Consider the following 25,195-nt stretch of genomic DNA (forward strand, 5'->3'; position numbering starts at 1 on the left):
CTCAGCATGTTCAATACCAAGCTTCCAACCCAGTGTGAATTGCCAACCAGCCGCCAGCTGCTGCGCTCCACTGTGATCGCCGTGGGTGTTGCCGCAGCGTTACTGGTCACCGTAGTGATGCCTTCTGAATATGCCATCGACCCCACGGGCGTCGGCCGTGTACTTGGCCTGACTCAGATGGGTGAAATGAAAGAAATTCTCGCCGAAGAAGCGGCTGCGGATGCAGCTGTCCCGCCAGCAGCGGCCCCGGTCGTACAAGCCCCCGCGTCTAGTCAGGTGGCGCCTCAGGAGCAAGTTGCGGCAGCAACTGTGGCTGAGCCGGTAGCAGAGCCGCAGCCCGCCCTGAAGTCCGATGAAGTGACTGTCACGCTGAAGCCGGGCGAGGCCAGTGAAATTAAGCTGGAGATGCTGGACAAGGCCACGGTCAGCTACGAGTGGGCAACCGATGGCGTTCCGGTCAATCACGACACCCATGGCGAGCCCTATAACGGCCCGAAGGGCTATTACCACAGCTACAGCAAGGCCAAGCAGGTCAAAGGTGATAAAGGCGAATTCACTGCCATTTTCGACGGCACCCACGGCTGGTTCTGGCGAAACCGTAGCAACCGTGACGTGACGATTACGCTCAAGACCAAGGGTGAGTACCTGAGCGTCAAACGCGTTATCTAAGAGAAATAGCCCCAGCGTCATGGGCGCCGGGGCTTTTACATCCCTGATCGATATTGAAGGAATACATCATGACGAATTCAATTACGCTGAGCCGCTCCCTGCTGCTGGTTTGTTTACTAGGTCTGCTGTCGGCATGTGGCGGCAGCGAGCCGGAGACGCAAGCTGAAGTCGAAAGTCACGGTCATTCTCACGACTAAGAGGCGGAAAGTTGTCTTGTTACGTGCAATGACTCGCTAATCGCTTGCACGTAACAATTGGTAAGTTTTAGGCGCCGGCCACATCATATCTAAGATCTGTTAAGTGGCTGCTTTTGGCCGGTAGTTACCGTTGTGAAACACGGCTTTCGGCCAGTAGCAGCCGCTCAATTGTGTCTATAGAACCTTTAGCGATTCAGTTACCAAACCAAAACTTTCAGGCAAGGCCTGCAGAGATTGTCTTGGGGCTAAGAAAACAACATATACCTCAGACCAAACTTGACTTTCTGTTTATCTCACTCCACCCACCTTGGCAAATCATGAGATAATATCGCTCTTCCACCCTATAAAATCGATAAAAAACCCTGATGCGACGGGTTGCTTTTTCTATTTTCAAATTTTGATAGCCGGGCTTGTAAATGAAAATCCTCGAACCACAGATCGACAAGCTGTTTGATGACAACCCAATTCTTCGACAACCTTTTCTCCATGTTTACAATCATTTCTGCCAGGTTGCCACCTTCCAATTCATTCAAGAAAAGCAAGCACCTCATAGCTTCGCAATTCCGTATACATTTGTATTTGAGCGCATGAACGACTTTAGTCCTCAAAGCCCTGAATCATGCGATGATTTTTTGCGCAAGCTAAACCCTGATGACTTTAAAAATTTATTCGCTTGCGCAAACCTCAATATAGTCATCCCATTTATTCGTAGCAAAATATATAGATTCACTCGCGAAAGCAGCGAAAAGTCAACGATCGACTACGCTGATGAAATTACACTCAAACATGAAATCAATGACATCATTGTAACGCATTTATCTCTACCAGTTATTTCAAACCAAGCTCACGATTCTAGACCTTGGCTCAAGAGCGTTGTTAATCGGCTAAGAACCAACAAGCCCGTAAATCCCACATTTTATTTTGATTACATTTCCGAGCAGTACAAAGCATCTGAAAATGCATTCATTGAAGCAGATATTATTCCACCTGATTTCTATACGCAGATTGGATTTTCTTCTGCCGATGCCTTTAAAAAAATCAGGAATGCTTTTATCTGCATAGGGCAAATCTATAATGACATCACGTTCATAGTTTACAAATACCTGGAAGTCAATGAACTTAAAGACTCAGGGGATGGAGATCATCATTTACAAGGCCTTGGCATGGCCAGGCTGGGTGCCGCCGAGCTGAAATTTCTAGTTCAAAAGCTCACCGGGGTGGCTGAGTCAGACTACGATAAATTTTCTGAGTTTTTCTTCTGCGGCGAGGGAAAAAATGGCAGCCTAAGCTTAAAATTCATGCCGCCATTCTGGAGCATTTCGGATGACGTATACTTCTGCCCGGCCTTAGTTCCAACCCTACTGGGCACGAGAAATCTTTTGATCTCCATACTAATAGATGATGATAAAAATACTAAATACAACTATGACGGATTGATATCTCACTTTTTCGAACCTGAACTCTTGAGAAGGGCTCAAAGGCATTTCGAAAGCAATGGCTTTTATACTTATTTAGAATGTGACTTTACTGGGGGCGAGATTGATTTATTGGTTTTTTGCAATAAATCCAATACCGTGATGACCGTCCAGGCAAAAGCCACTTTATACCCTGAGTCAGCTCGCATGGTGCGACGTTTGGACGATAGAATTCGGGAAGCAGTTGAGCAGACCAAACGATTTGATAAACTCGAACCCAAGGAGAAAACTAGTTTATTCAAAAAATCTTTTCTCAGCTTGGATGATTCGGCGCAAATCAATCATATTCGCGCAGTTTTAACAAATTCCAGTTTCGGAAGCACTTTTAGCTGGCAATTACTAGAAAGCAACAAAATAACCCCAATAAACTGCAATCTTCTTAAAAACGTATTGCCTTGCTGCAATGTTTTAACTGAACTACCAGAACAAATTGAAGCATTTATTGCAAAGATAAAATCCGAGATTGAGATCACTGAGGAACAAAAAGTTTTCAGCCTCCCTGGCCATACGATTTATCAACGACACGTTGAAACACATCGCATGAAGAACCTTTACGACGCCAAGTATTGGGGCGAGTGAATAGCCCCCAGTTTCATAGATGCTTTCGAGCCTCAGCGAAACCGGCCCAGCCTTGGCGTGACCAGCAGTTTCTGGCCGGTTTCGGCCTGTCGCCACCGGCAGCTATGGATTAAATCCGGCCCGTCGTGACTGGCAACAGCCGAACCATCGTGGACCACTGAGACCTAGATGAGTGGAAGCTTCGAATCGTCACCGCAATCAGCTACTGCCGTTTTGTTGTAATCAAAGGGGAGACTTCTTCTTTCTATGCAGAGACTTTTCGGACTGAGTGGTGGTGGCCGTCCGCCACGCTCCGGGCGACTATCCAGCCGGCAAACAGGGCGATGTGTTCGCGGTCGAGTTCAGGGTAGCGCGCATGTCCTGCCTTGGCCTGAGCGACGGTCCGGTGTTCCAGTACAAAGAGCCTTTTCGTTCCAGGTCGCGACCGATGATCAGGCTGAGACGGACCACTTGTGAACACGATCATTAACAATGGGGCCAGGTGAGCGCGTATGGCTGGTACAGGGACGAGTGGGTGTTTCGTGGTAGATCTCCCTGCATATTCTGACGGCTGCAATACCCAGCCCTGATCGAGCGGCAACAACGCGTTCGTTCGAGGCCATTGATGGCATGACGAAGATCGACTTTGCCGCGATCGAGGCTGCGCTGAAGGCTTGATCTTCAACGTCTGAATCCAGCCCCAATGACTGAGCCTGCCTGACACCACATGCGATTCTGAGGCTGCTGCGGCCCCTCCGCGTGACTCGCAGAGTTCCGTGCTGTGATCCACCTCTGCTGCGACTCGGTCAAGCTAAATGCAATCGTTGGTCAGGAGCTTCTATAAAACGCAGGCATAATCTTGTTATGATATCGCTGGCGTCAAACTCGGCAGATGATACGGCCTTATAGATTTACTTAAGAGTGTATGTCGTATATTAAATACGTGGCCTAAATGCTGTGCTGTGCTTTGCTTCGGATTGTTCCTGTGTCCGATTTTGGTAGTGTCTAACTATCTCAATCCTTCGCAAGTGGTGCGGGATGTTGCAAGGTGGGCGATATTTTTATAGTAAATTGGGTTTGTAAATATTTTAATTGGAAGCTAGTGTTTATGATGATGGGCGAACAAGCATCTCAGATTAATAAAGCTGCGGAACTTCGTCGTAAAAAGCTGCGCGGCAATGTGGGCAAGGCTGTTGTAGATTATGCAATGATCGAAGATGGCGACAAAATTATGGCCTGCGTAAGTGGTGGCAAAGATTCATTCGTTATGCTTGACGCTTTGCTGCACTTGCAGAGAGTTGCGCAAATAAAATTCAGTGTTGTGGCGGTTAATCTTGATCAGAAGCAACCTGGCTTTCCGGAGCATATCTTGCCTGAGTTTTTCGAGGCTAAAGGGATTGATTACTATATAATTGACAAGGATACTTATTCCGTTGTCAAGAGTAAGATCCCGGAGGGTAAGACTACTTGTTCTCTTTGCTCTAGACTCAGAAGGGGCACGCTTTATAGTTTTGCTGAGGAAATTGGGGCTACTAAATTGGCACTCGGTCATCATATGGATGACATGGTTGAAACTTTGTTTCTGAACATGTTCTTCCAGGCGCAAATGAAAGGGATGCCTCCTAAGCTTCTTAGCGATGACAAGAGAAATATAGTTATCCGGCCGCTCGCCTACTGTCGCGAGAAAGATATAGCAAAGGTCGCTGCCGATAGCGCATATCCAATCATTCCGTGCAATCTCTGCGGCTCGCAAGAGAATTTGCAGAGGAAAAAAATCAAGTCGATGATTGCGGAGTGGGATTCGGTAAATCCTGGCTGCGTAGAAAACATCTTTCACAGCTTACAAAACGTAAGTCCATCCCAGTTAGCTGATCGTAGTCTCTTCAATTTTATAGATCTATCCATTGATAGGTCGGATGCCCGACCGCCCTACGAATTCGAAGCAGCCGAGGTTTCATCATCCAGCGTTGAAGGCCGGATTGATGTCGTTCGGATTTTGTAAAGGTTCAGGTGATTTTTCGGGGGGGGGAGAGGGTGTTTAGAGGCCAAGAAGACGCAAAATTTACTTTTTCGCATTTTTCTGTAAAGCCAGCTTTCTATTTAATTCATTTAAAATCAACAAGTTGCGATTATTCTGATGCTGTCCAGTTATGTTTTCTTAAGCTATAAGGGAAGGATAGCTACACCATGCTCGACGTGCTGCTGTACCTGCAAAAGGTCGCGCCAATCAAGTTCGAGATCGTCGCGGTGAACATGGACCAGAAGCAACCTGGCTTCCCCGAGCATGTGCTGCCGGAATACCTCAAGTCCATCGGCGTCCCGTACCACATCGTCGAAAAAGACACCTATTCGGTCGTCAAAGAAAAGATCCCGGAAGGCAAGACCACCTGTTCGCTGTGCTCGCGTCTGCGGCGCGGCACCCTCTATACCTTCGCCGACGAGATCGGCGCGACCAAGATGGCGCTCGGTCACCATCGCGACGACATCCTTGAGACCTTCTTCTTGAACATGTTTTATGGCGGGACGCTGAAGGCGATGCCGCCCAAGCTGCTCTCCGATGACGGCCGCAACGTGGTAATCCGGCCGCTGGCCTATTGCAGCGAGGCGGACATCGAAGCCTATTCGCAGATGAAGGAGTTTCCGATCATCCCGTGCAACCTCTGTGGTTCGCAGGAGAACCTACAGCGACAGGTTGTCAAGGAAATGCTGCAGGAGTGGGAGCGCAAGTCGCCGGGCCGCGTCGAGATCATGTTCCGTGCCCTGCAGAACGTGGTGCCGTCGCAGTTGGCCGATCGGAGTCTGTTTGACTTCACCAGCCTGCGTATCGACGACAGCGCTACGCCACGCTTCGTCGATGTTATGAGCCTGTAAACTGCGTAGGGTGCTCAATGGGCCGACTGGTGGGCTGAAGCCCACCCTACGGGTTGTGCATCGATGACAGCGCGCCGCCATGCCTCGTCGATAAGTCTGTAAAAAGCAATCGCAAGCTCCGAGGCACAAGCCGAAAGCAGATGCTTGGTAGGGTGGGCTTCAGCCCACCTACGGGTCGTGCATCATATGACAGTGCGCCGCCAGGCCTTATCGATGAGTCTGTAAAAAAGTAATCGCAAGCTCCGCCGCACAAGCCGAAAGCAGCAGCTTGGTAGGGTGGGCTTCAGCCCACCATAGCCCGCTCAATGACCTGGTCGGGCTTGAAGCAGAACGCCGCGAATCACGCGCGACAAGCTTGCGGCGTGCAGCTTGCGGCAGTAAGGTGAGCCCCATTCAGGAGTTCAATATGTCCCTCAGCCTCGATCCCCTTTCTCCCGTAAACGCTGGTGCTGCACGCGCCGCGCATTTGTGTGGCCAGGTGATCGCCGCTGTCGGCTATTATTTTTTTGGGTATTGGTTTAGCCACAAGCGCGCCTGATACCCCACAGGCGCCCTAGCAAGCAGGGTCGCCACCAGACAGTTTTCAAACCCCCGGTCGGCTACCCGACCGGGGGTTTGTTTTTTCCGGCCTGAAAAGGCTACTCGAACCGAGGGAAACACGATGTACGACTACCGCAATGATTACCGCACCTACCGTTACAACTGGCGATTTAGCTGCTTCAACGCAACCGCTCTGATACATCCAGACCGAACACTTCTCTAGCGCCGACGCGGCACAGATGCCGCGCCGGCCATAAGGACCGCCAGACCATGAACGCCCCAATTTCCGCTCATCTCGCCAGCAACAGCTCCGTCGCCTCGCCTGCCAGACGCAGCGCTCATCCGCTGCCCAGCCCCGCCGTACTGCGTCAGCGCCTGCCGCTCAACGCCGCGCTCGCCGACCGAGTCCAGACCGACCGCAACGCCATCCGCGCCGTGCTCGATGGCAAGGATCCACGCCTGCTGGTCGTGGTTGGACCATGCTCGCTGCACGATCCCGTCTCCGCGCGCGAATACGCCGACCGCCTTGCCGAGCTGGCGCCTCAGGTCGATGACCGATTGTTGTTGGTGATGCGCGCCTACGTGGAAAAACCCCGGACGACGGTTGGCTGGAAGGGGCTGGTCTACGATCCTCGCCTGGATGGCAGTGGCGACATGGCCGAAGGTCTGAGTACATCGCGCCGGTTGATGCTGGACATTCTCGAGCGAGGTCTGCCGATTGCGACCGAGCTGTTGCAGCCCCTGGCTGCGGGTTACTTTGATGACCTGCTGGGGTGGGCTGCGATCGGTGCGCGTACCAGCGAATCCCAGATCCATCGCGAGCTGGTCAGCGGCCTGGACCTGCCGGTAGGTTTCAAGAACGGCACCGACGGCAGCCTGGGTATCGCCTGTGATGCCATGCGCTCGGCCGAGCACGCGCATCAGCACTTCGGTATCGACGACCTCGGTCATCCGGCGTTACTACACACCCGCGGAAACCCGGATACCCATTTAGTGCTACGCGGCGGGCACGCTGGCCCGAACTACGATGAGAACAACATCGCCAAGGCGCGCGACGCGCTGCTGCGCCAAGGCATAGCACCGCGGATCATAATCGACTGCAGCCATGCCAACAGCGGCAAGAACCCGCTGCGCCAGCCCGCGGTGCTGGAGGCGGTTATCGATCAACGCCTGGCTGGTGATTTCAGCCTGCGTGGCGTCATGCTCGAAAGTCATCTGTTCGATGGTTGCCAGCCGCTTTCCAGTGAGCTGCGCTATGGCGTCTCCATCACCGATGGTTGTCTTGGCTGGACGGCAACCGAGGGGATGCTACGCCAGGCCGCGGACAAACTGCGCAGGTAAGCCGGACAAAAGCCCGACTGCGACGGTCGGGCTTGCAGCGTAGGAGTGCCGAGGGCACCCTGTATCGCTCGTTTCGATCGATGTGTCAGGACCCGAATGCGCGACTACAAATGGCTGCATGAATACTGTCTCAACCGCTTTGGTTCGGCGGCGGCACTGGAAGCTCGACTGCCACGACCGAACAGCCCCGACGAACTACGCGCCGTTTCCGATGACCGTTATCTGTCGCTGATCAGCCTGCGGATCTTTCGTGCCGGACTCAAGCACAGTCTGGTGGACGCCAAGTGGCCGGCATTCGAGGAAGTATTCTTCCGCTTCGATCCGGAAAAACTGGTGCTGATGGGCGGTGAGCACATCGAGCGGCTGCTGCAGGACGCCCGCATCATCCGCCACCTGGGTAAGTTGAAAAGCGTACCGCGCAACGCGCAGTTCGTGCTCGATGTAGCGAAAGACCACGGCAGCTTCGGTAATCTGATCGCCGACTGGCCAGTGACCGATATCGTCGGCCTGTGGCGGTACCTGGCCAAACAGGGTAGCCAGCTCGGCGGCCTATCAGCGCCGCGCTTGTTGCGCATGGCCGGTAAGGACACCTTTATTCCCAGCAATGACGTGGTGGCCGCGCTCAAAGCGCAAAAGGTGGTGGACAAGGTGCCCAGCAGCCAGCGTGACCAGGCGGCGGTACAGGCGCTATTCAATCGATGGCATGACGAGAGCGGCCGGCCGATGTGTCAGCTGTCGGCTATGCTGGCCTTTACCGTTAATCACTGAGACCGATGTGGGGAAAAATGTTCCAGCCGTGATCCTGACTAGACGCTACGGCACGCGGGCCTGCCGGGCTGGCGGAGGAGGGCAGAGATGGACGGGGCCATGCAGCAAATAGCCGAGGCGTTGCGACAGGCCGAGCGCATCCTGATCATCACCGGCGCCGGGCTTTCCGCCGACTCCGGATTGCCGACCTACCGTGGCGTGGGTGGGCTCTATAACGGTCACACCGAAGATGGCTTGCCAATCGAGGCAGCGTTGTCCGGGTCGATGTTGCAGCTCGACCCCGCCCTGTGCTGGAAATACTTGGGTGAGATCGGCCGCGCCTGCATCGCGTCCAAGCCCAACGCCGGTCACGTCGCTATTGCCGAACTGCAACGGCGTAAACCGGGCTGTTGGGTGCTGACCCAGAACATTGACGGTTATCACCTTGCGGCAGGCAGCCCTTCGCATCGCCTGATTGAAATTCACGGAACGCTCGGACCGCTATTCTGCATGACCTGCTGCGAGCCAAGCGAGAATTTGACTGAACACCTGACCCGGCCGCTACCGCCCCGCTGCACCTGTGGCGGTGTGCTGCGACCGCCGGTCGTGCTGTTCGAGGAAATGCTGCCGGAGCCGGCGTTGGGACGTTTACGTGACGAGGTGACGCAGGGCTTCGATGCAGTGGTCGCGGTGGGTACTTCGGCGAGCTTCGCCTATATCGTCGAGCCGTTATTGCGGGCACGCCACAGCGGCGGTTTCACGGCGCAGATCGATCCGTCCGCCAGTGAGCTGTCGCTGATGGTGGATGTGCATCTTCCGGCGGCGGCCTCAGACGTTTTGCCGCAGTTGGTTCGTCACATTTTAGTCGATTGAATTTGCTCATCGCATGCGGCCGCAGGCATAGTCGCGCCACTTTCGACCAGTTGACCCATCTGTCCATGCATCAGCGCCTCTTTCCTTTACTGCCTTTTGCCTGCGTCATACTGCTGACGGCATGCGCCGGGCAGCCTGAACGAATTGAAACTCCGCTGGTGTCAGAGGGTTTCGAGTTCGATTTTGCCGCTTACGAATCCGAGCCGGACTCCAGCCGCCAGGGCGCAACAGACGAGCCTTCCGAACAACAGCTCCGCGAACTGACGGATGAGCAGAGCTACGAGCTGCCGGCCCTTGCCAACAGCGTGCTCGAGCGCGGCTTTAGGCTGGTAGGGACCCCGTATCGATTTGGTGGCAGCTCGACACGGACAGGGTTTGACTGTAGCGGCTTCGTCGGTTTCGTTTTTCGTAAGGAAGCCGGTCTCGAGCTGCCCCGTTCCACTCGTGAAATGATCCAGCTCGAAGCGCCGAGAATCGAACGCAGCGAGTTGGAACCGGGGGACGTGGTCTTCTTCAACAACCGCGGTCGTGGCCGGGTCAGCCACGCAGGTATCTACATCGGAGACAGTCAGTTCATCCATTCATCCAGCAGCCGCAGTGGCGGCGTACGGGTGGATAGTCTGGATAACAGCTATTGGCGCGCCAGCTTCATGCAGGCCAAGCGTGTGCTGGCACTGGCCAGCGACTCGACCTCCGTTCATCACTGAGCACCCGGATCGAACAGCGCCGGTATTGCATCCTCGGGCGCATGCCGGCAGAGTGATGGCTCCATCGCCTGGACTGCTCTGCCATGCCCTTTTCGGCTCGTCTGCTGACTGCTCTATTAACGGCTCTGCTGCTGACTGCCTGTGCCGATCGGCAACCGGTAGAGCGCGTGGCGGAGGCGCCGATGCACTCGCAGCAACCAGCAGATGCCGCCGAGGACGTCCTGTTCACGGCCCTGGGATTGGTGGGTACGCCTTATCGCTACGGCGGTAATACGCCTGATAGCGGCTTCGATTGCAGCGGTTTGATCGGCTACGTATACCGGGGCGCGGCAGGGCTCGCCTTGCCACGCACCACCCGCGAAATGAGCAACATAAGCGGTACCACAATCAGACGTGATGCACTGCAGGCAGGCGATCTGCTGTTTTTCGCCACCGGTGGCGGTCGCCGCGTTAGCCACGCGGCTATCTATGTAGGTGAAGGACGGTTCGTCCATGCGCCGTCGAGCGGTGGCACGGTTCGCCTGGACAGCCTTTCCAACCGTTACTGGCAAAAGCATTATCTCAGCGCCAAGCGCATCCTCGAGCATGAGCATATCGCTCATAATCCCTGAGTTTCGACGCAACTGGACGAAGCGTTGAGCATGCCGCCCATTCTTCGCCTGCCGGACCCTCCCGAGGTTTGTGAGCTCTGTCGGCGTGAGGCGCCGCTTACTCGCCACCATCTGATACCCAAGGCCCTGCACGGCAAAACCTACGTGCGTAAACGCTTCGCTCGCGCGGAGCGGATCACGGCGACATTGTGGGTATGCCGCCCTTGCCATAACCAGATCCATCGCTTGTTCAGCGAAAAGGAGCTGGCACTCACCTACAACAGCCGCGAAGCGCTGCTCGCTGACCCGCGATTGCGCGCCTTTGTCGACTGGCTGGCAACAAAACCGGTCGGGTTCGTCCCGAGGCATTAGAGCCAGGCGGCCCAAACCTCGCGGCAGCGCGTCGGAATATCTCGAAATACTCTTCGATTTGACATTTCTCAGGTGTCGAAATGTCGCACTTTGGCTATGATCGGCGCCCCAACTTCTCCGGTGCGTGTCCTGCGCACAAACCGTTTCCCCTTACCCTTAGGTGCCTTATGCCTGAAGTACTTCAATACGTACTGATCGGCCTTGCTGTGGCCGCTCTGCTCGGTGTCGTTCTGGAAGAAATAACCCATGTGAACAAAGCCAAGGTGACGCTGTTTTTCGGCACGCTGGCGTGGATGCTGCTGTTCGTGTTTTCGCCTGAAGGGGTTGAGCGAGACCTCGTGCTGGAGAGCCTCAACGAGAACATCGCGGAGATCGCCGGGCTTTGGATCTTTCTGGTTGCAGCGATGACGTTCGTCGCCTATCTAAACAAGAAGGGAATGATCGAAAACCTGATTTACCTGGTGCTGCCCAAGCAGATCAGCGAACGAAAGCTGTTGTTTTTGACCGCAACGTTCTGCTTCGTGTTCTCCTCGCTGGCGGACAACATCACCGCAACCCTGGTTTCCATCACGCTGATCATGTCGCTCAAACTCAGCGCGGAAAAGACGATCAAGTACGCGGCATTGGTGGTGTTTGCGGTCAACTCGGGCGGTGTCGCGCTGATTACCGGTGACGTGACCACACTGATGATATTCCTCGCCGGCAAGGTGAAGATTCTGCAGCTGCTACTCCTGGCCTTCCCGGCATTCCTGGCGGTGATGCTGCTGGCAACGATGCTGTCGTTCGGCATGAATGGGCAGGTTCAGGTGACGAGCCATCGCACCGATGTTCGGCGCGTCGATATTGCGATCGCTCTGATCTTTCTCGGCACCATCCTTTGCACAATCGTGGGCAATTTCTTCTTTCAGATACCGCCCGTGCTGACCTTCCTCACCGGGCTGTCGATCATGTTCCTGGTGGCGCGCTTCTTCAGCGATGACATCGAAACCGACCCGATCCTGGAGTACGTCCGCCAAGTCGAATTCGAGACGCTGCTGTTCTTTCTCGGCATCCTGTTGCTGGTCGGCATGCTCAAGGAAATCCAGGTGCTCGATGGCCTGGTGCACATCTACGACCAGATCCCGGCGGTCATGGCTAATTACTTGATGGGCGTGCTTTCCGCTGCGATCGATAACGTGCCGCTGACCGCTGCGTTGCTGAAATCCGGTCTTGAAATGGGCGTCGCCGAGTGGATGGTGTTGACCTACTCGGTGGGTGTCGGCGGCTCGCTGCTGGTGATCGGCTCTGCCGCTGGCATCGTCGCCATGAGCAAGGTGCCGGGGCTGACTTTCGGTAGCTATCTCCGTTACAGCCTGTACCTGTTCGTTGCATTCAACCTGGGATTTGCCGGTGTCTACCTCACCGGTCTGGTGGTCGCGGGGGCGATCGGCTGAGGTCGACATCCGCAGCGGGATGCCAGCGCGCGGCGGCCGCTGTGGCTACCAGTGCAGGTTGAAATGCGACCCCAGCACGAAGCAATCATCCAGCAGGTCCCAGCGCTCGACACAGGCTTTCTTATCTGTGCCGGAATGAAGCTTCAGGCGGTTGAAGGAGTTCGGTGAGGTGCCGCGGACCCGTGACGACAATGTGGTACCCGCCTGGACCATCCAGATTTCACGCGACAGCCCAGGGTATTGCCTGGACAGCGGCAACACGTAGGGCAAATGGATGTGCCCACCCATCACCAAATCCAATCCCTGGTCGGCCCAGCGGTGCAACGCATCGTCGGCGTTGTGCTGCAGGTTGCTCAGGTCGCTCAGGACCATCGCACCGAACGGCTGATGCGCGACCACGATGCGAAGCTTGTTCGGGTCGGTCTGCTTGAGTCGTTGTGTGACTGCCTGCACCTGCTCTTCGGTGACCAGTCCATCCTTGTGTCGACGCGGATGCGTGGTGTTAAGGCCGATGATCAAGACTTCGTCGTTTTCGAAGGTGGGTTCGAGGTCATCGCCGAAATGCCGGCGGTAGTTTCGGTAGGGCATCAAGAAGCGCGCAAAAACGTTGTACAGCGGAATGTCGTGGTTGCCCGGAATCACCAGTGTTTTGGCAATGCCATGGCCGTGCAGGCGCTGAACGAACGCTTGCGCCGCGGCGAACTGCCCGGCCTTGGCACGCTGGGTAATATCCCCAGAAAAGATCAGTAGGTCGGCGCCATGCTCGCGCACGTGATCTTCCATGGCGTGCACCACCGCCGGTAGCTCGGTGCCGAAATGGGTGTCGGAGATCTGCACGATGGTCGTCATTGGGCTGGCGTCTTCTCGTTGGGGCCGATCGAAAGGGCATTGTTGCATTCGAAGCCGATCAGTGCTCGGCGTTCCGGTAAATTGCCAGCGAAGTGTGTTCGACCTTGTCTAGGCGCCGCTCAGGCGCGCTTCCAGTTGCGCTGCGCAGGGCCTTGGACTAACCTCCGCGCTGCTTCAGGTGCCCAAGGCCCTGGGGCTGTTGAGATGGCGCCGCGGCCGTGGCTATGGCGGAGTCTCAACAGCCTCAATGTCAGAGGGGTGAAACAGGGAAGCCGGTCCATTCTCATGAAGATTCCGGCGCTGCCCCCGCAACGGTAGGCGAGACAGGAAACCGCTCACAGCCACTGTGCCACAGGCACGGGAAGGCGCGGTTTCCGGATGCTGCTAGGCGTCCGCTCGTGAGCCCGGAGACCGGCCTGTCGCATTCCACGGCAGTGCGGCGGGCGCTGATCGGGGTGCGGCTGCCTGCACCTGCACTCCCTTTCTCTGCGATCTCCGTCTGCCTTTATCGACTGCATGTCGTGCGGCGGGCACGACGGAGACCTGAACTTGATTCGCAAGCCTTTTACCGCCTCTGCAGCCTGTGCGCTGCTGGGTTATTCCTCGCTGTCCTTTTCCCTGCCAACCCAACCGCTCGACCTCGATGAGCAAGTCGTCACGGCGACCCGTACCGAGCGTTCCTTCAGCCGCATCGCATCGAGCACGGTGATCACCCGTGAAGAGATCGAGCGCAGTCAGGCGGCCAGCGTGCTCGACGTGCTGCGGGGACTCGCAGGCGTAAGCGTTTCGGCTAATGGTGGGCGTGGCAAAACATCGTCGGTGTACGTCCGCGGCACCAGCAGCCAGCATCTCCTGGTACTGGTGGATGGCATCAAGATCGGCTCGGCCACCGCCGGCGGCGCTTCACTGGAAAGTATTCCTGTGGAGCAGATCGAGCGTATCGAACTGGTGCGCGGGCCACGCTCCAGTCTCTATGGTTCTGAGGCGGTCGGCGGCGTAATGCAGATCTTTACTCGCCAGGGCAATGGGGACGGACTCAAGCCCTATTTCTCGGTCGGCGCCGGCAGTCGCTCCAGCTTCGACGGCACCGCGGGCATCTCCGGTGGTCAGGGCGCTGGCTGGTTCAATCTCGGCATCGCCAGCGAGTCCACCGACGGCATCAGCTCACGTGCCTATCGGCCAACCGCGCCGCGTGCGTACGAGGCGGATGCCGATGGTTATCGTGAACTGTCCGGCTTGCTGCGCGGCGGTTATCGATTCGACAACGGACTGGAACTGGACGGCAGCTGGTTGCATGTCGAGAACCACAGTGATTACGACTCGAGGACGACCTCGGGTACCCGAGGTCGCTTCGCCTACAGCAACGGTGGTCAGCAGGTCGCGGCTGGACGGGCACGGTTTGCCCCGCTCGATCCCTGGCTGGTGACGCTGCAGGTCGGTCACAGTGAGGACAACGGTGAAAATTTCCGCGACGGCGCTTTCTATTCGCGTTTCGACACCCAACGAGACACCTTCGGGTGGCAGAACGATTTCAGCCTCGCCGACGAGCAGTTGCTCACGCTTGGTTTCGATTACCAGCAGGACCGCATCGACGTCAGCGACGATTACGCGATCGATTCACGCGACAACAAGGGTGCCTACCTCCAGTACCAGGCCCGCTTCGGCCGACATGGCGTGTTGGCGGGCGTGCGCCGTGACGACAACGAGCAGTTCGGCAACCATGACACCGGCAACCTCGGTTGGAGTTATGACCTGCGTGACAATCTGGTGCTCAGCGCTTCCTATGGCACCGCGTTCAAGGCACCGACGTTCAACGACCTGTACGCACCGGACACCGGCTTCACTGCTGGCAACCCGGACCTGAAGCCCGAAGAGTCGCAAAGCTATGAGCTGGGCCTGAAGGGCGGACAGCGGTGGGGCGAGTGGAGCCTGAACGCGTTCGAAACCCAGATCGACGATCTGATCATCTGGACCGGCAGCAACCCCATGCAACCGCAGAATGTCGATGTCGCCCGGATTCGCGGGATCGAAGGCAGCGCTGCCACCCGCCTGCTCGGGTGGGACGTCGCAACCACTCTGACGATTCTCGATCCCCAGGATCGCAGCAAGGCCAATCACGGACATCTGCTGCCACGCCGCGCCAAACGTGCCCTCAATATCGATCTGGACCGCACCATCGGTCGCTTCGCGGTCGGCACCACCTTCTATACCGCCAGCCAGCGTTATGACCGTGCCAGCAACGCCGATGCCGAGCGGCTGCCAGGGTATGCGCTGATGGACCTGCGAGGCGAGTACCGCATCGACGAGTCCTGGCGGCTGCAAGCCAGGCTGAGCAACCTGTTCGATCGCGAATACGAAACCGCGCAGACCTACGAGCAGCCGGGTAGGGCGGTTCATTTCACGGTCCGCTACCAGGCGCTTTAACCGCGCTACGGCGCACCGCACCTCCAAGGAGAACGCACATGATCAAACTGTCCCCACGGGCCCAGCTGGCTGTCGGCATTGCGCTGGTGGCGCTGATGGCGATGACTCGCGGCCAACACTTCGCTTCGGTGAATCTGCCGAGTGCTTCCTGGGCGGTATTTTTCCTCGCCGGTGTGCTGCTCGCACCACGCTGGGTGTTCCCCGCGTTGTTTGTCGAGGCTTCGCTGCTGGATTTCGCCGCTATCGAATGGAGCGGCGTGAGCAGCTATTGCATGTCGCCCGCCTACTGGATGTTGGTACCGGCGTACGGCTCGTTATGGTTCGGTGGTCGCATCTATGCGCGACTGCACCGCGACCAACTGACCAGCCTGGCCATACTGGCGGGGTGCGTGATGCTGAGCGCTTTCGTCTGCTATCTGTTTTCGGGCGGCGGCTTCCTGTTCTTCTCTGGACGCTACCCCGACCCGAGCCTGGCGCAACTGGCCGAACGCATCGGTACTTACTATCCGCGTTATCTTGGGACGCTGGCGCTCTACGTCGGTACCGCGGCGGCGTTATTCATTGGCCTGCGTGTCTGGGCCACTCAGCATGACGGGGCCCACGCATGACCGAGTCCAGCGAACGCGACGAACGCCACAAGGCGCGCATGCAGCGCAAGAAGGCGCTGGTCGATCAGAAAATTGCCGAAGCTCAGGAAGAGTACGGTCTGCTGCTGGTCCATACGGGCAACGGCAAGGGCAAAAGCAGCTCCGCCTTCGGCATGGTCGCTCGAGCGCTCGGCCATGGCATCAAAGTCGGTGTGGTGCAGTTCATCAAGGGCGCGGCCAGCACCGGTGAGGAGACCTTTTTCCGGCGCTTCCCTGACGAGGTCAGCTACCACGTGATGGGTGAAGGCTTCACCTGGGAAACCCAGGACCGTCAGCGTGATATCGCCAAGGCGCATGAAGCCTGGGCAGTGGCCGCCGAGTTGCTGGCTGACCCGAGTATTGGGTTGGTGGTGCTCGATGAGCTGAACATTGCGCTGAAATACGGCTACCTCGATCTCTACCCTGTGCTCGCCGACATCGAGTCCCGACCCATGCTGCAACACGTAGTGGTCACCGGACGAGGCGCGCCGCCGAAGCTGATCGAGGCGGCCGACACGGTCACCGAGATGAACCTCGTCAAGCATGCGTTCAAGGCTGGGGTGAAGGCGCAGAAAGGGGTGGAGTTCTGATGCCGATGCCCGAGACCGTTGCGGAGCGTTGTGCAGGGTGGATGACCTTTTATACCTCCGCCATTGCCGGCGGTGGATGGGTAGAGCGTCACCCACCCTACGGTGTCGCGCCGCTTGTACGTGAATCGACTCCCGTCAGGATCGGGGTCGCACGATGAACGCGCCGCGCCAGTGTCCAGCTCTGTTGATTGCCGCACCAGCCTCGGGACAAGGCAAGACGACGGTGACTGCGGGCCTTGCCCGTTTGCACCGACGCCAGGGCAAACGCGTGCGAGTGTTCAAGTGTGGTCCGGATTTTCTCGATCCGATGGTGCTGGCCCACGCCAGCAGCAATCCCGTCTACCAGCTCGATCTATGGATGGTCGGCGAAGCGCAAAGCCGGCGCTTGCTATGGGAAGCGGCGGGCGAGGCGGATCTGATTCTGATCGAAGGCGTCATGGGGCTGTTCGACGGTACGCCGTCAGCTGCTGATCTGGCGCGACATTTCGGCATTCCGATTCTGGCCGTGGTGGATGGCTCGGCCATGGCACAGACCTTCGGTGCGCTGGCGCATGGTCTGGCCAGTTATCAGCCGGATCTGCCGTTCGCGGGTGTACTCGCCAACCGGGTCGGCAGCAGCCGCCATGGTGACATTCTCCGCGATTGTCTGCCGGATCATATCGGCTGGTTTGGTGCGCTACCGCGCAGCGAGGCGGTCAGCCTGCCGAGTCGCCACCTCGGTTTGGTGCAAGCGCAGGAACTGACGGATCTGGATGCGCGTCTAGACGCCGGCGCCGATGCGTTGGAGACAAGTGCGGATTGCAAGCTGCCGGAACCGGTTTCCTTTGCGCCGCCCTGTGCTGTCGAGCTGTCGCCGTTATTGCAGGGGGTGCGTATTGGCGTGGCGTGCGATGCGTCGTTCGCCTTCGTCTACCAGGCCAATCTCGATCTGCTGCAGGCGCTCGGTGCCGAGCTGCGGTTTTTCTCTCCGCTGAGTTCTGCTCAGCTGCCGGTAGTGGACAGCCTGTACTTGCCAGGCGGTTACCCCGAGCTGCATCTGCGCGCACTCGCTGGCAACCGCGCCATGGGCGAGGCCATTCGCGCGCACCATGTTGCGGGTAAGCCGATACTGGCGGAATGCGGCGGCATGCTCTATCTGTTCGACCGGCTGACTGATCAGACCGGCGCCCGTGGAACGATGCTCGGCCTGCTGCCGGGCGAAGCGCAGATGCAAAAGCGCCTGACCGCGCTGGCGCTGCAGGAAGTTGAGCTGCCTGAAGGGCGTTTGCGTGGGCACACCTTTCACCATTCGTCCCTCGATTCGAGCCTGCAACCGGTTGCCCGCGGCGAATGCCCGAACTACAAGCGAACGGCCGAGGCGGTATACCGGCAGGGACGGCTGACAGCGTCCTATATCCACTTTTACCTGCCGTCCAATCCTGTGGCGGCTGCCGCTCTGTTCAAGCCATGAACGAGCACGCCTTTACCGAGGAGCAGCGCGCCGGGGTCTACCGGGCGATCGCCGAGCGTCGCGATATGCGCCACTTCAACGGCGGCGAGGTCCCGCCTGAGGTTCTGGCGCGCTTGCTCGAAGCCGCGCATCAGGGGCCAAGCGTTGGGTTGATGCAACCTTGGCGGTTCATCCGTATTCGCCACACAGAGTTGCGTCTGGCCATCGCTGAATTGGTCGAGCGGGAGCGGGTTCGCACAGCCGACGCGTTGGGAGAACGCGGTCGTGAATTCATGCAGCTGAAGGTCGAGGGCATCACAGAGTGCGCCGAAGTGCTGGTCGTTGCCCTGATGGACAATCGTGACGCGCACATTTTCGGCCGACGCACCATGCCGCAGATGGACTTGGCATCCGCCGCCTGCGCTATCCAGAATCTCTGGCTCGCTGCGCGGGCGGAGGGCCTGGGGATGGGCTGGGTTTCACTGTTCGATCCGCAGGCATTGGCCGAGCTATTGCAAATGCCGGCCGGCGCCGAGCCGGTGGCCGTGATCTGCCTCGGGCCGGTCGGGCGGTTCTACCCCGCGCCCATGCTCGCCTTGCAGGGTTGGGTCCAGCCGCGCCCACTTGCAGAGCTGCTGTTTGAAGACCGGTGGGAACAGTTACCGTGAGCCTGGTGCTGAGTTGTCTCGCCGGGATCGGGTTGGATGCATGGCTGGGCGAGCCGCGGCGCGCTCATCCATTGGTGATGTTCGGACAATTCGCTGACCGTTTGGAGCAGCAGTTCAACGGCCCGGCTGGTCGCGGCTGGCGAAGCCACGGCGTCACAGCCTGGTGCCTGGCGGTGTTGCCCCTAGCCCTTGCCGCCTGGTTATTGAGCCTGTTGCCTGGGATTGGCTGGCTGATCGAGATCCTGCTGCTATACGTTGCGCTTGGCCTGCGCAGCCTGGGCGAGCACCTGCTGCCGGTCGCGAACGCTCTGCGCAATGGCGACCTGACCGAGGCGCGTCGACGCGTCGGATTTATCGTCAGCCGCGACCCGAGCGGGCTGGACGAGCAGGGCGTGGCCCGTGCGGCGACCGAGTCGGCCCTGGAAAACGGAAGCGATGCGGTATTCGCCGCGCTGTTCTGGTTCGCGGTGGCCGGTGCGCCGGGCGTCGTGCTGTACCGCTTGAGCAATACCCTGGACGCCATGTGGGGTTATCGCAATCAGCGCTTCGAACGCTTTGGTTGGGCCGCCGCACGTATCGATGACGTGCTGAATTTCGTACCGGCCCGGCTGGTTGCCCTGACGTATGCCGTACTAGGGCAGACGCGAAAAGCCTGGCGCTGCTGGCGACAGCAGGCACCGTTGTGGGACAGCCCCAACGCAGGTCCGGTGATGGCGGCTGGTGCTGGAGCATTGGGCGTTTCGCTGGGCGGGCCGGCGATCTATCACGGTGAGGTGCACCATCGCCCAACGTTGGGTGTAGGCGAAGCACCGCAGGCGCGCGATATCGAGCGTGCACTGGATATGGTCTGGGCTGGCGTTGGCGTCTGGCTGTTGGTCCTGTTACTTGGAGATTGGCTACATGCTTGAGCACGGCGGCCGCTTGCGCGCGGCGGCGCAGGCGTTCGGCATCCCGCTGTCGGATTGGCTCGACCTGTCGACGGGCATCGCGCCTTATGGTTTCGAGGTGCCCGCCATTCCGGCGGACGTCTGGACACGCTTGCCCGAAACCGAAGATGGGCTGGAAGCGGCCGCACGTGATTACTACCACGCCAGATCACTATTGCCGGTCGCCGGCTCGCAGGCGGCGATCCAGATGTTGCCCCGGCTGCGACGGCAGCTGCAGGTTGGGGTCGTTTCGCCCTGCTACAGCGAGCACGCCGAGGCCTGGCGCCGAGAGGGGCATCGTCTGTTCGAGTTCAGCGAAGGCGGTGTGCCGCGAGCGCTCGATCAGCTTGACGTACTGGTGGTGGTCAATCCGAACAACCCCACCGGACGGCTGTTGGCTCCAGCGCAGCTGCTCGACTGGCACGCCCGGCTGGCGGAGCGTGGCGGCTGGTTGATCGTCGACGAAGCGTTCATGGACCCGACCCCGGGACAAAGCCTGGCGATGCACAGCCATCTCCCTGGTTTGATCGTGCTGCGTTCGTTCGGCAAATTCTTCGCCATGGCAGGCGCGCGGCTCGGGTTCGTGTTGGCTGAAGCCGAGCTGCTTGGCCTGCTCGATGAGGCGCTAGGGCCCTGGCCCATAGCCGGGCCGTCGCGGTTCATAGGCAGCGCATTGCTGGCGGACCGCCAGGCGCAACGCGACCAGCGCGAGCGCCTGCTGACCGATGCCGAGCGCCTAGCACAGTTGCTGACGGCGCGCGGCCTGCCGCCAGCGGGCGGTTGCGGATTGTTTCAATGGGTGCTGATCGAACAATCGAGCCGGCTATACGAATTCCTGGCCGAGCGGGGCATTCTGGTGCGCCGCTACCGACATCCGTCGAGTCTGCGCTTTGGCCTGCCGCCAGACGAGCAAGGCTGGGCTCGGCTCGAAATGGCGTTGGCCACATATAAGGGGAGCCGTGTATGGGCACCTTGATGGTTCAGGGCACCACATCCGATGCGGGGAAAAGCACACTGGTGACTGCGCTTTGTCGATGGCTCAGGCGTCAGGGCGTCGCCGTCGTGCCGTTCAAACCGCAGAACATGGCGCTCAACAGCGCAGTGACGGCCGAAGGCGGCGAGATCGGTCGGGCCCAGGCGGTACAGGCGCAGGCCGCCGGACTGCCAGCGCACACCGATATGAACCCCATCCTGCTCAAGCCCAACAGCGACATCGGCGCGCAGGTGATCATCCACGGACGAGCCGTCACTAACATGGATGCGGTGGCCTACCACGACTACAAACGCGTGGCGATGGAGGCGGTACTCCAGTCCTATGGCCGTCTCAGCGAAGCGTATGAGGTAGTGGTGGTCGAAGGTGCCGGGTCGCCGGCGGAGATCAATCTGCGCGCCAATGACATTGCCAATATGGGGTTTGCCGAGGCAGTCGATTGCCCGGTGATTCTCATCGCCGATATCGATAAAGGTGGTGTGTTCGCCCACCTGGTCGGCACCTTGGAATTGCTTAGCCCGAGCGAGCAGGCACGCGTCAAAGGCTTCGTGATCAATCGTTTCCGTGGTGACATAGCGCTCTTGCAGCCGGGCCTGGACTGGCTCGAGCAGCGCACCGGCAAACCGGTGCTCGGCGTGCTGCCGTATCTGATGGATTTCCACCTCGAGGCTGAGGACGCAATCGATGTGCGGCAGTCAGCGAAAGGCGAGCAGACGTTGAAGGTAGTGGTGCCGGTGCTGCCGCGTATCAGCAACCACACGGATTTCGATCCGCTGCGTTTGCATCCGCAGGTCGACCTGCGTTTCATCGGCCCCGGGCAGGCGGTGCCGGCTGCTGACCTGATCGTTCTGCCGGGCTCGAAAAGCGTACGTGCTGATCTCGCTTGGCTGCGCGAGAACGGCTGGGATCGGGCAATCCAGCGGCACCTGCGCTACGGCGGCAAGGTGCTAGGCATTTGTGGCGGACTGCAGATGCTCGGCGAGCGTATCGCCGACCCGCTTGGTCTGGAAGGCCCGGCTGGCCAGAGTGATGGGCTAGGGCTGCTGGAACTCTCCACGGAGCTGGCGGCCAGCAAGCAGCTGCGCAATGTGCGCGGTCGGCTGGCCTTCGGCGAAGCCGCGACCAGCGGCTACGAGATCCATGCCGGTGTAAGCAGCGGTCCGGCATTGGAACGCGCTGCGGTGAGACTCGACGATGGCCGATGCGATGGCGCGATTAGCGAGGATGGCCAAGTACTCGGCACCTATCTGCACGGCCTGTTCGAAGCGCCCGACGCCTGTCAGGCGCTACTGCGCTGGGCGGGGCTGGAGGCAGCGCAGCGAATCGATTACCAGGCAATGCGCGAACGCGATATCGAGCGTCTCGCCGATCTGGTCGAAAACCCATTTGGACACCACGCGCCTGCTCGCACTCTGCGGGTTGTCAACGGAGGCCGGCACGTGATCGAACTTATTCTCGGGGGTGCCCGTTCCGGCAAGAGTCGGCTGGCCGAGCGTCTCGCCAGCGACAGCGGTCTGGCTGTCACCTACATCGCCACGAGCCAGGCGCTGGATGGTGAGATGAGCGAGCGTATCGCACAGCACCGTGCCCGACGGCCGAGCGGCTGGGCGTTGGTGGAAGAGCCGCTGGAGCTGGCGCGCGTGTTAGCCGAACAGGCCAATGCCGATCGCTGCGTGTTAGTCGACTGCCTGACCTTATGGCTGACCAACCTGTTGATGCTGGACGACCCGGACCGGCTCGCAGCGGAGCGCCAGGCCTTGCTTGACTGCCTGGCCGAGTTGCCGGGGCGAGTGCTGCTGGTGAGCAATGAGACCGGCTTGGGCGTGGTGCCGCTGGGCGAGCTGAGTCGGCGCTATGTCGATGAGGCCGGCTGGCTTCACCAGGCCCTGGCCGAACGATGCGGACGCGTGGTGTTCACCGTGGCGGGTCTGCCCATGATTTTGAAAGGAGAGCCCATTTGAGCCGGCACTGGTGGCAAGAGGCATGTCGGGTGCCGGACGATTCGGCACGCGGGGCGGCATTTCAGCGCGACGCGCAATTGACCAAACCGCCTGGGGCACTGGGTCGAGTCGAATCGCTCGTCCCGCAATTGGCGGCACTGCAAGGCTGCCAGCGGCCCACACTCGAGCACATCTGGATCGCTGTATTTGCTGGCGATCATGGCGTGGCGGAGGAGGGCGTTTCGGCATTTCCGCAGGCTGTCACCGGCCAGATGCTCGGCAATTTCGTCAATGGTGGTGCGGCAATCAGTGTGCTCGCCGGCCAGCTCGGCGCGAGGTTGGAAGTAATCGACCTGGGAACCGCGACACGACTGCAGCCGCTACCAGCGGTGCGCCACCTGGCGCTAGGGCCCGGCACGCGTAATTTCACCCAGGCTGCCGCAATGAGCGGCGAGACGTGCCAGCACGCCATGGCGGCCGGACGTGACAGTGTGTTGCGGGCGCGGCAGCAGCAAACCGACCTGTTCATCGGTGGTGAGATGGGTATCGGTAATACCACCACGGCGGCGGCGCTGGCCTGTGCCTTGCTGGGTTGCAAGCCGCAGAGCCTGGCAGGCCCGGGGACCGGTTTGGACGCCGCGGGTGTAGCCCACAAATGCGCCGTCATCGAGCGCGCATTGGCATTCCATGCAGGCGCACACGACACGCTCGGCTGGATGCAGCGCCTCGGCGGTTTCGAACTCGCCGCGCTGACGGGCACCTATATCGCCTGTGCGCAGCAAGGCATCGTGGCGCTGGTCGATGGTTTCATCTGCAGTGTGGCGGCGCTTTGCGCGATGCGCCTGAATCCGGCCTGCCGGGAATGGCTGCTGTTCGCCCATCGTTCGGCGGAACCGGGACACGCCGCGGTGCTGGCAGAACTGGATGCGCAACCCTTGCTGGACCTTGGCCTGCGCTTGGGTGAAGGCAGCGGTGCGGCGCTGGCGGTTCCGCTGCTACGGCTGGCCTGCGCACTGCACGATGGCATGGCCACGTTCGCCGAAGCAGCTGTCGCGGCGAAGCAACGATGAGCCTGCACCTGGATCTGCTGCGCCATGGCGAGACGGTATCCGGCGGTGGCTTTCGCGGTCGGCTGGATGACGAGCTCAGTACCACCGGCTGGACTCAGTTGCGGGCGGCCGTCGCCGACAAAGGGCCTTGGCAACGTATCGTCAGCTCGCCCCTGCGCCGCTGCGCCGGTTTCGCTGCTGAACTGGCCGAACAACAGCAACTTCCGCTCGAACTGGAGCCTGACCTGCGAGAGCTGGACTTCGGCGATTGGGAGGGCCGTACTGCCGCCGAGCTGATGATCGAACACAGCGATGAGCTGGGCCGCTTCTGGCGCGACCCTTACGGGTATACACCGCCCGGCGGGGAGCCTGTCACTGCCTTCGAGAGCCGCATATTGGCGGCAATCGAGCGGCTGACGGACCGATGTGCAGGCGAACGCGTGCTGCTCATTACCCATGCTGGCGTGATGCGTTTGCTGCTGGCTCAGGCGCGTGGCCTGCTGCGTGAACGTCTGTTAGAGGTCGAAGTCGGCCATGGCGAACTGTTCGGGCTGAGAACCGGCTTCGCCGATGCCACGCTCTGGCTGGAGGAGCGATGCGGCCTTTCCTGATCGCATTGCAGTTTCTCACCTGCCTGCCGGTGCGCCTGGACGGCAAACCCGAACCGCAGCAGGTCGGCAAGTCGCTTCTCTATTACCCGCTAGTCGGGCTGCTGATCGGCAGCCTGCTCTGGTTGCTCGACATGGCGCTGGGTAGTTCGGCTGCGCCGTTGAAAGCGGCACTGTTGTTGGCTGCATGGGTTGCGCTGACCGGCGCTCTGCACCTCGATGGGCTGGCGGACAGCGCCGATGCTTGGCTGGGAGGCTTTGATGATCGCGAGCGCACGTTGGCGATCATGAAAGACCCGCGCAGTGGACCGGCTGCCGTGGTGGTGCTGGTGCTGTTGCTGCTGCTGAAGTTCGTTGCGCTCTGGGTGCTGCTTGCGGATGGAGGCGAGCTGGCGTTACTGCTCGCACCGGTACTGGGGCGTAGCTCGGTGCTGGGGCTGTTCCTCGGTACGCCCTACGTCCGTCAGGGTGGGCTTGGACAGGGGCTTGCCGAGCACCTTCCGCGAGGGCAGGTCACAGGGGCGCTGATCGCAGCTGTTTTGCTGTGTCTTGTGTTGGTGGGCACCGGCTGGCTGGCGCTGCTCGTTGCTGGTTGCGTCGGCTGGCTGGCACGAAGGGCGATGTGCCGGCGTATAGGCGGCACCACCGGCGACACCGCCGGGGCGCTGCTGGAACTGGTCGAGTGCAGCGTGCTGGTTGCGCTGGCCGCGCAGCTATGAGCG

General features: G+C 59.4%; 24 protein-coding genes, 3 pseudogenes and 1 riboswitch. Of the genes and pseudogenes, 26 read left to right on the forward strand and 1 reads right to left on the reverse strand.

Annotation, left to right across the window (positions count from 1 at the left end; genetic code table 11):
* The first annotated feature begins 6 nt into the window (after positions 1-6).
* The 14 genes and pseudogenes from DQ405_RS12935 to nhaD all read left to right on the forward strand — a co-directional run bounded on the left by DQ405_RS12935 (position 7) and on the right by nhaD (position 12,373).
* On the forward strand, positions 7-669 hold the full coding sequence (locus DQ405_RS12935) for a hypothetical protein (RefSeq protein WP_020309260.1): 663 nt from the start codon (positions 7-9) through the stop codon (positions 667-669).
* A gap of 68 nt (positions 670-737) precedes the next feature.
* On the forward strand, positions 738-866 hold the full coding sequence (locus DQ405_RS28085) for a hypothetical protein (protein ID WP_255342263.1): 129 nt from the start codon (positions 738-740) through the stop codon (positions 864-866).
* A 416-nt stretch (positions 867-1,282) separates the two neighbouring features.
* Entirely contained in the window at positions 1,283-2,920 is a 1,638-nt protein-coding gene (locus tag DQ405_RS12940) for a hypothetical protein (RefSeq protein WP_126189898.1), read from the forward strand.
* Between the two features lie 185 nt (positions 2,921-3,105).
* Positions 3,106-3,577 (forward strand): annotated as a pseudogene (locus DQ405_RS27490) (VOC family protein).
* Between the two features lie 436 nt (positions 3,578-4,013).
* Positions 4,014-4,901 carry a tRNA 2-thiocytidine(32) synthetase TtcA gene (ttcA, locus tag DQ405_RS12945; RefSeq protein WP_161611938.1) on the forward strand — a complete coding sequence of 296 codons (888 nt, stop codon included), beginning with the start codon at positions 4,014-4,016 and terminating at the stop codon, positions 4,899-4,901.
* A gap of 167 nt (positions 4,902-5,068) precedes the next feature.
* Positions 5,069-5,770, forward strand: a pseudogene (ttcA, locus tag DQ405_RS12950) (tRNA 2-thiocytidine(32) synthetase TtcA); the annotation flags it as partial.
* Between the two features lie 406 nt (positions 5,771-6,176).
* Positions 6,177-6,308: a hypothetical protein gene (locus DQ405_RS28090; RefSeq protein ID WP_274597415.1), complete on the forward strand. Its 132-nt coding sequence runs from the start codon at positions 6,177-6,179 to the stop codon at positions 6,306-6,308.
* 272 nt (positions 6,309-6,580) lie between these two features.
* Entirely contained in the window at positions 6,581-7,651 is a 1,071-nt protein-coding gene (locus tag DQ405_RS12955) for a 3-deoxy-7-phosphoheptulonate synthase (protein ID WP_168424593.1), read from the forward strand.
* A 96-nt stretch (positions 7,652-7,747) separates the two neighbouring features.
* Complete coding sequence (locus tag DQ405_RS12960; protein ID WP_168424594.1) at positions 7,748-8,419, forward strand: DNA-3-methyladenine glycosylase I; 672 nt, start codon at positions 7,748-7,750, stop codon at positions 8,417-8,419.
* 87 nt (positions 8,420-8,506) lie between these two features.
* Positions 8,507-9,271: an NAD-dependent protein deacylase gene (locus DQ405_RS12965; RefSeq protein ID WP_168424595.1), complete on the forward strand. Its 765-nt coding sequence runs from the start codon at positions 8,507-8,509 to the stop codon at positions 9,269-9,271.
* 65 nt (positions 9,272-9,336) lie between these two features.
* Positions 9,337-9,978 carry a C40 family peptidase gene (locus tag DQ405_RS12970; RefSeq protein ID WP_168424596.1) on the forward strand — a complete coding sequence of 214 codons (642 nt, stop codon included), beginning with the start codon at positions 9,337-9,339 and terminating at the stop codon, positions 9,976-9,978.
* Positions 9,979-10,061: 83 nt separating this feature from the next.
* Positions 10,062-10,589 (forward strand): C40 family peptidase, encoded by a 528-nt coding sequence (locus tag DQ405_RS12975; RefSeq protein WP_168424597.1) that lies wholly within the window; start codon positions 10,062-10,064, stop codon positions 10,587-10,589.
* Positions 10,590-10,619: 30 nt separating this feature from the next.
* Positions 10,620-10,940, forward strand: coding sequence for a hypothetical protein (locus DQ405_RS12980; protein ID WP_168424598.1), 321 nt, complete (start codon positions 10,620-10,622; stop codon positions 10,938-10,940).
* Positions 10,941-11,107: 167 nt separating this feature from the next.
* Positions 11,108-12,373 (forward strand): sodium:proton antiporter NhaD, encoded by a 1,266-nt coding sequence (gene nhaD / locus DQ405_RS12985; protein WP_168424599.1) that lies wholly within the window; start codon positions 11,108-11,110, stop codon positions 12,371-12,373.
* 45 nt (positions 12,374-12,418) lie between these two features.
* Here the strand turns inward: nhaD and DQ405_RS12990 are convergent, their stop codons facing one another.
* Positions 12,419-13,222 (reverse strand): metallophosphoesterase family protein, encoded by an 804-nt coding sequence (locus tag DQ405_RS12990; protein WP_168424600.1) that lies wholly within the window; start codon positions 13,220-13,222, stop codon positions 12,419-12,421.
* Between the two features lie 222 nt (positions 13,223-13,444).
* Positions 13,445-13,656: riboswitch (cobalamin riboswitch) on the forward strand.
* Positions 13,657-13,774: 118 nt separating this feature from the next.
* Between DQ405_RS12990 and btuB the strand changes: the two genes are divergently transcribed.
* The 12 genes and pseudogenes from btuB to DQ405_RS13050 all read left to right on the forward strand — a co-directional run bounded on the left by btuB (position 13,775) and on the right by DQ405_RS13050 (position 25,192).
* Positions 13,775-15,646 carry a TonB-dependent vitamin B12 receptor gene (gene btuB / locus DQ405_RS12995; protein ID WP_342030418.1) on the forward strand — a complete coding sequence of 624 codons (1,872 nt, stop codon included), beginning with the start codon at positions 13,775-13,777 and terminating at the stop codon, positions 15,644-15,646.
* A gap of 38 nt (positions 15,647-15,684) precedes the next feature.
* Positions 15,685-16,254, forward strand: a complete 570-nt coding sequence (locus DQ405_RS13000; protein ID WP_168424602.1) for a hypothetical protein — start codon at positions 15,685-15,687, stop codon at positions 16,252-16,254.
* Positions 16,251-16,862, forward strand: a complete 612-nt coding sequence (cobO, locus tag DQ405_RS13005; RefSeq protein ID WP_168424603.1) for a cob(I)yrinic acid a,c-diamide adenosyltransferase — start codon at positions 16,251-16,253, stop codon at positions 16,860-16,862. The genes DQ405_RS13000 and cobO overlap by 4 nt, the downstream gene beginning before the upstream one ends.
* A gap of 154 nt (positions 16,863-17,016) precedes the next feature.
* Positions 17,017-18,312, forward strand: a complete 1,296-nt coding sequence (locus DQ405_RS13010) for a cobyrinate a,c-diamide synthase (protein ID WP_168424604.1) — start codon at positions 17,017-17,019, stop codon at positions 18,310-18,312.
* Complete coding sequence (bluB, locus tag DQ405_RS13015; protein ID WP_168424605.1) at positions 18,309-18,959, forward strand: 5,6-dimethylbenzimidazole synthase; 651 nt, start codon at positions 18,309-18,311, stop codon at positions 18,957-18,959. Before DQ405_RS13010 ends, bluB begins: the two co-directional genes overlap by 4 nt.
* On the forward strand, positions 18,956-19,867 hold the full coding sequence (gene cbiB / locus DQ405_RS13020) for an adenosylcobinamide-phosphate synthase CbiB (protein WP_168424606.1): 912 nt from the start codon (positions 18,956-18,958) through the stop codon (positions 19,865-19,867). The genes bluB and cbiB overlap by 4 nt, the downstream gene beginning before the upstream one ends.
* On the forward strand, positions 19,860-20,861 hold the full coding sequence (gene cobD / locus DQ405_RS13025; RefSeq protein ID WP_168424607.1) for a threonine-phosphate decarboxylase CobD: 1,002 nt from the start codon (positions 19,860-19,862) through the stop codon (positions 20,859-20,861). The genes cbiB and cobD overlap by 8 nt, the downstream gene beginning before the upstream one ends.
* A pseudogene (locus tag DQ405_RS13030) lies at positions 20,849-22,319 on the forward strand (cobyric acid synthase). Before cobD ends, DQ405_RS13030 begins: the two are co-directional and overlap by 13 nt.
* Positions 22,316-22,837: a bifunctional adenosylcobinamide kinase/adenosylcobinamide-phosphate guanylyltransferase gene (cobU, locus tag DQ405_RS13035; protein ID WP_168424608.1), complete on the forward strand. Its 522-nt coding sequence runs from the start codon at positions 22,316-22,318 to the stop codon at positions 22,835-22,837. Before DQ405_RS13030 ends, cobU begins: the two are co-directional and overlap by 4 nt.
* On the forward strand, positions 22,834-23,886 hold the full coding sequence (gene cobT, locus DQ405_RS13040) for a nicotinate-nucleotide--dimethylbenzimidazole phosphoribosyltransferase (protein ID WP_241729982.1): 1,053 nt from the start codon (positions 22,834-22,836) through the stop codon (positions 23,884-23,886). Before cobU ends, cobT begins: the two co-directional genes overlap by 4 nt.
* A complete protein-coding gene (gene cobC / locus DQ405_RS13045) occupies positions 23,883-24,476 on the forward strand; it encodes an alpha-ribazole phosphatase family protein (protein ID WP_168424610.1) in 594 nt (197 codons plus the stop codon). The genes cobT and cobC overlap by 4 nt, the downstream gene beginning before the upstream one ends.
* On the forward strand, positions 24,461-25,192 hold the full coding sequence (locus tag DQ405_RS13050) for an adenosylcobinamide-GDP ribazoletransferase (RefSeq protein WP_168424611.1): 732 nt from the start codon (positions 24,461-24,463) through the stop codon (positions 25,190-25,192). Before cobC ends, DQ405_RS13050 begins: the two co-directional genes overlap by 16 nt.
* The last annotated feature ends 3 nt before the right edge of the window (positions 25,193-25,195 follow it).

The sequence above is a fragment of the Pseudomonas sp. SST3 genome (genome assembly GCF_003325755.1).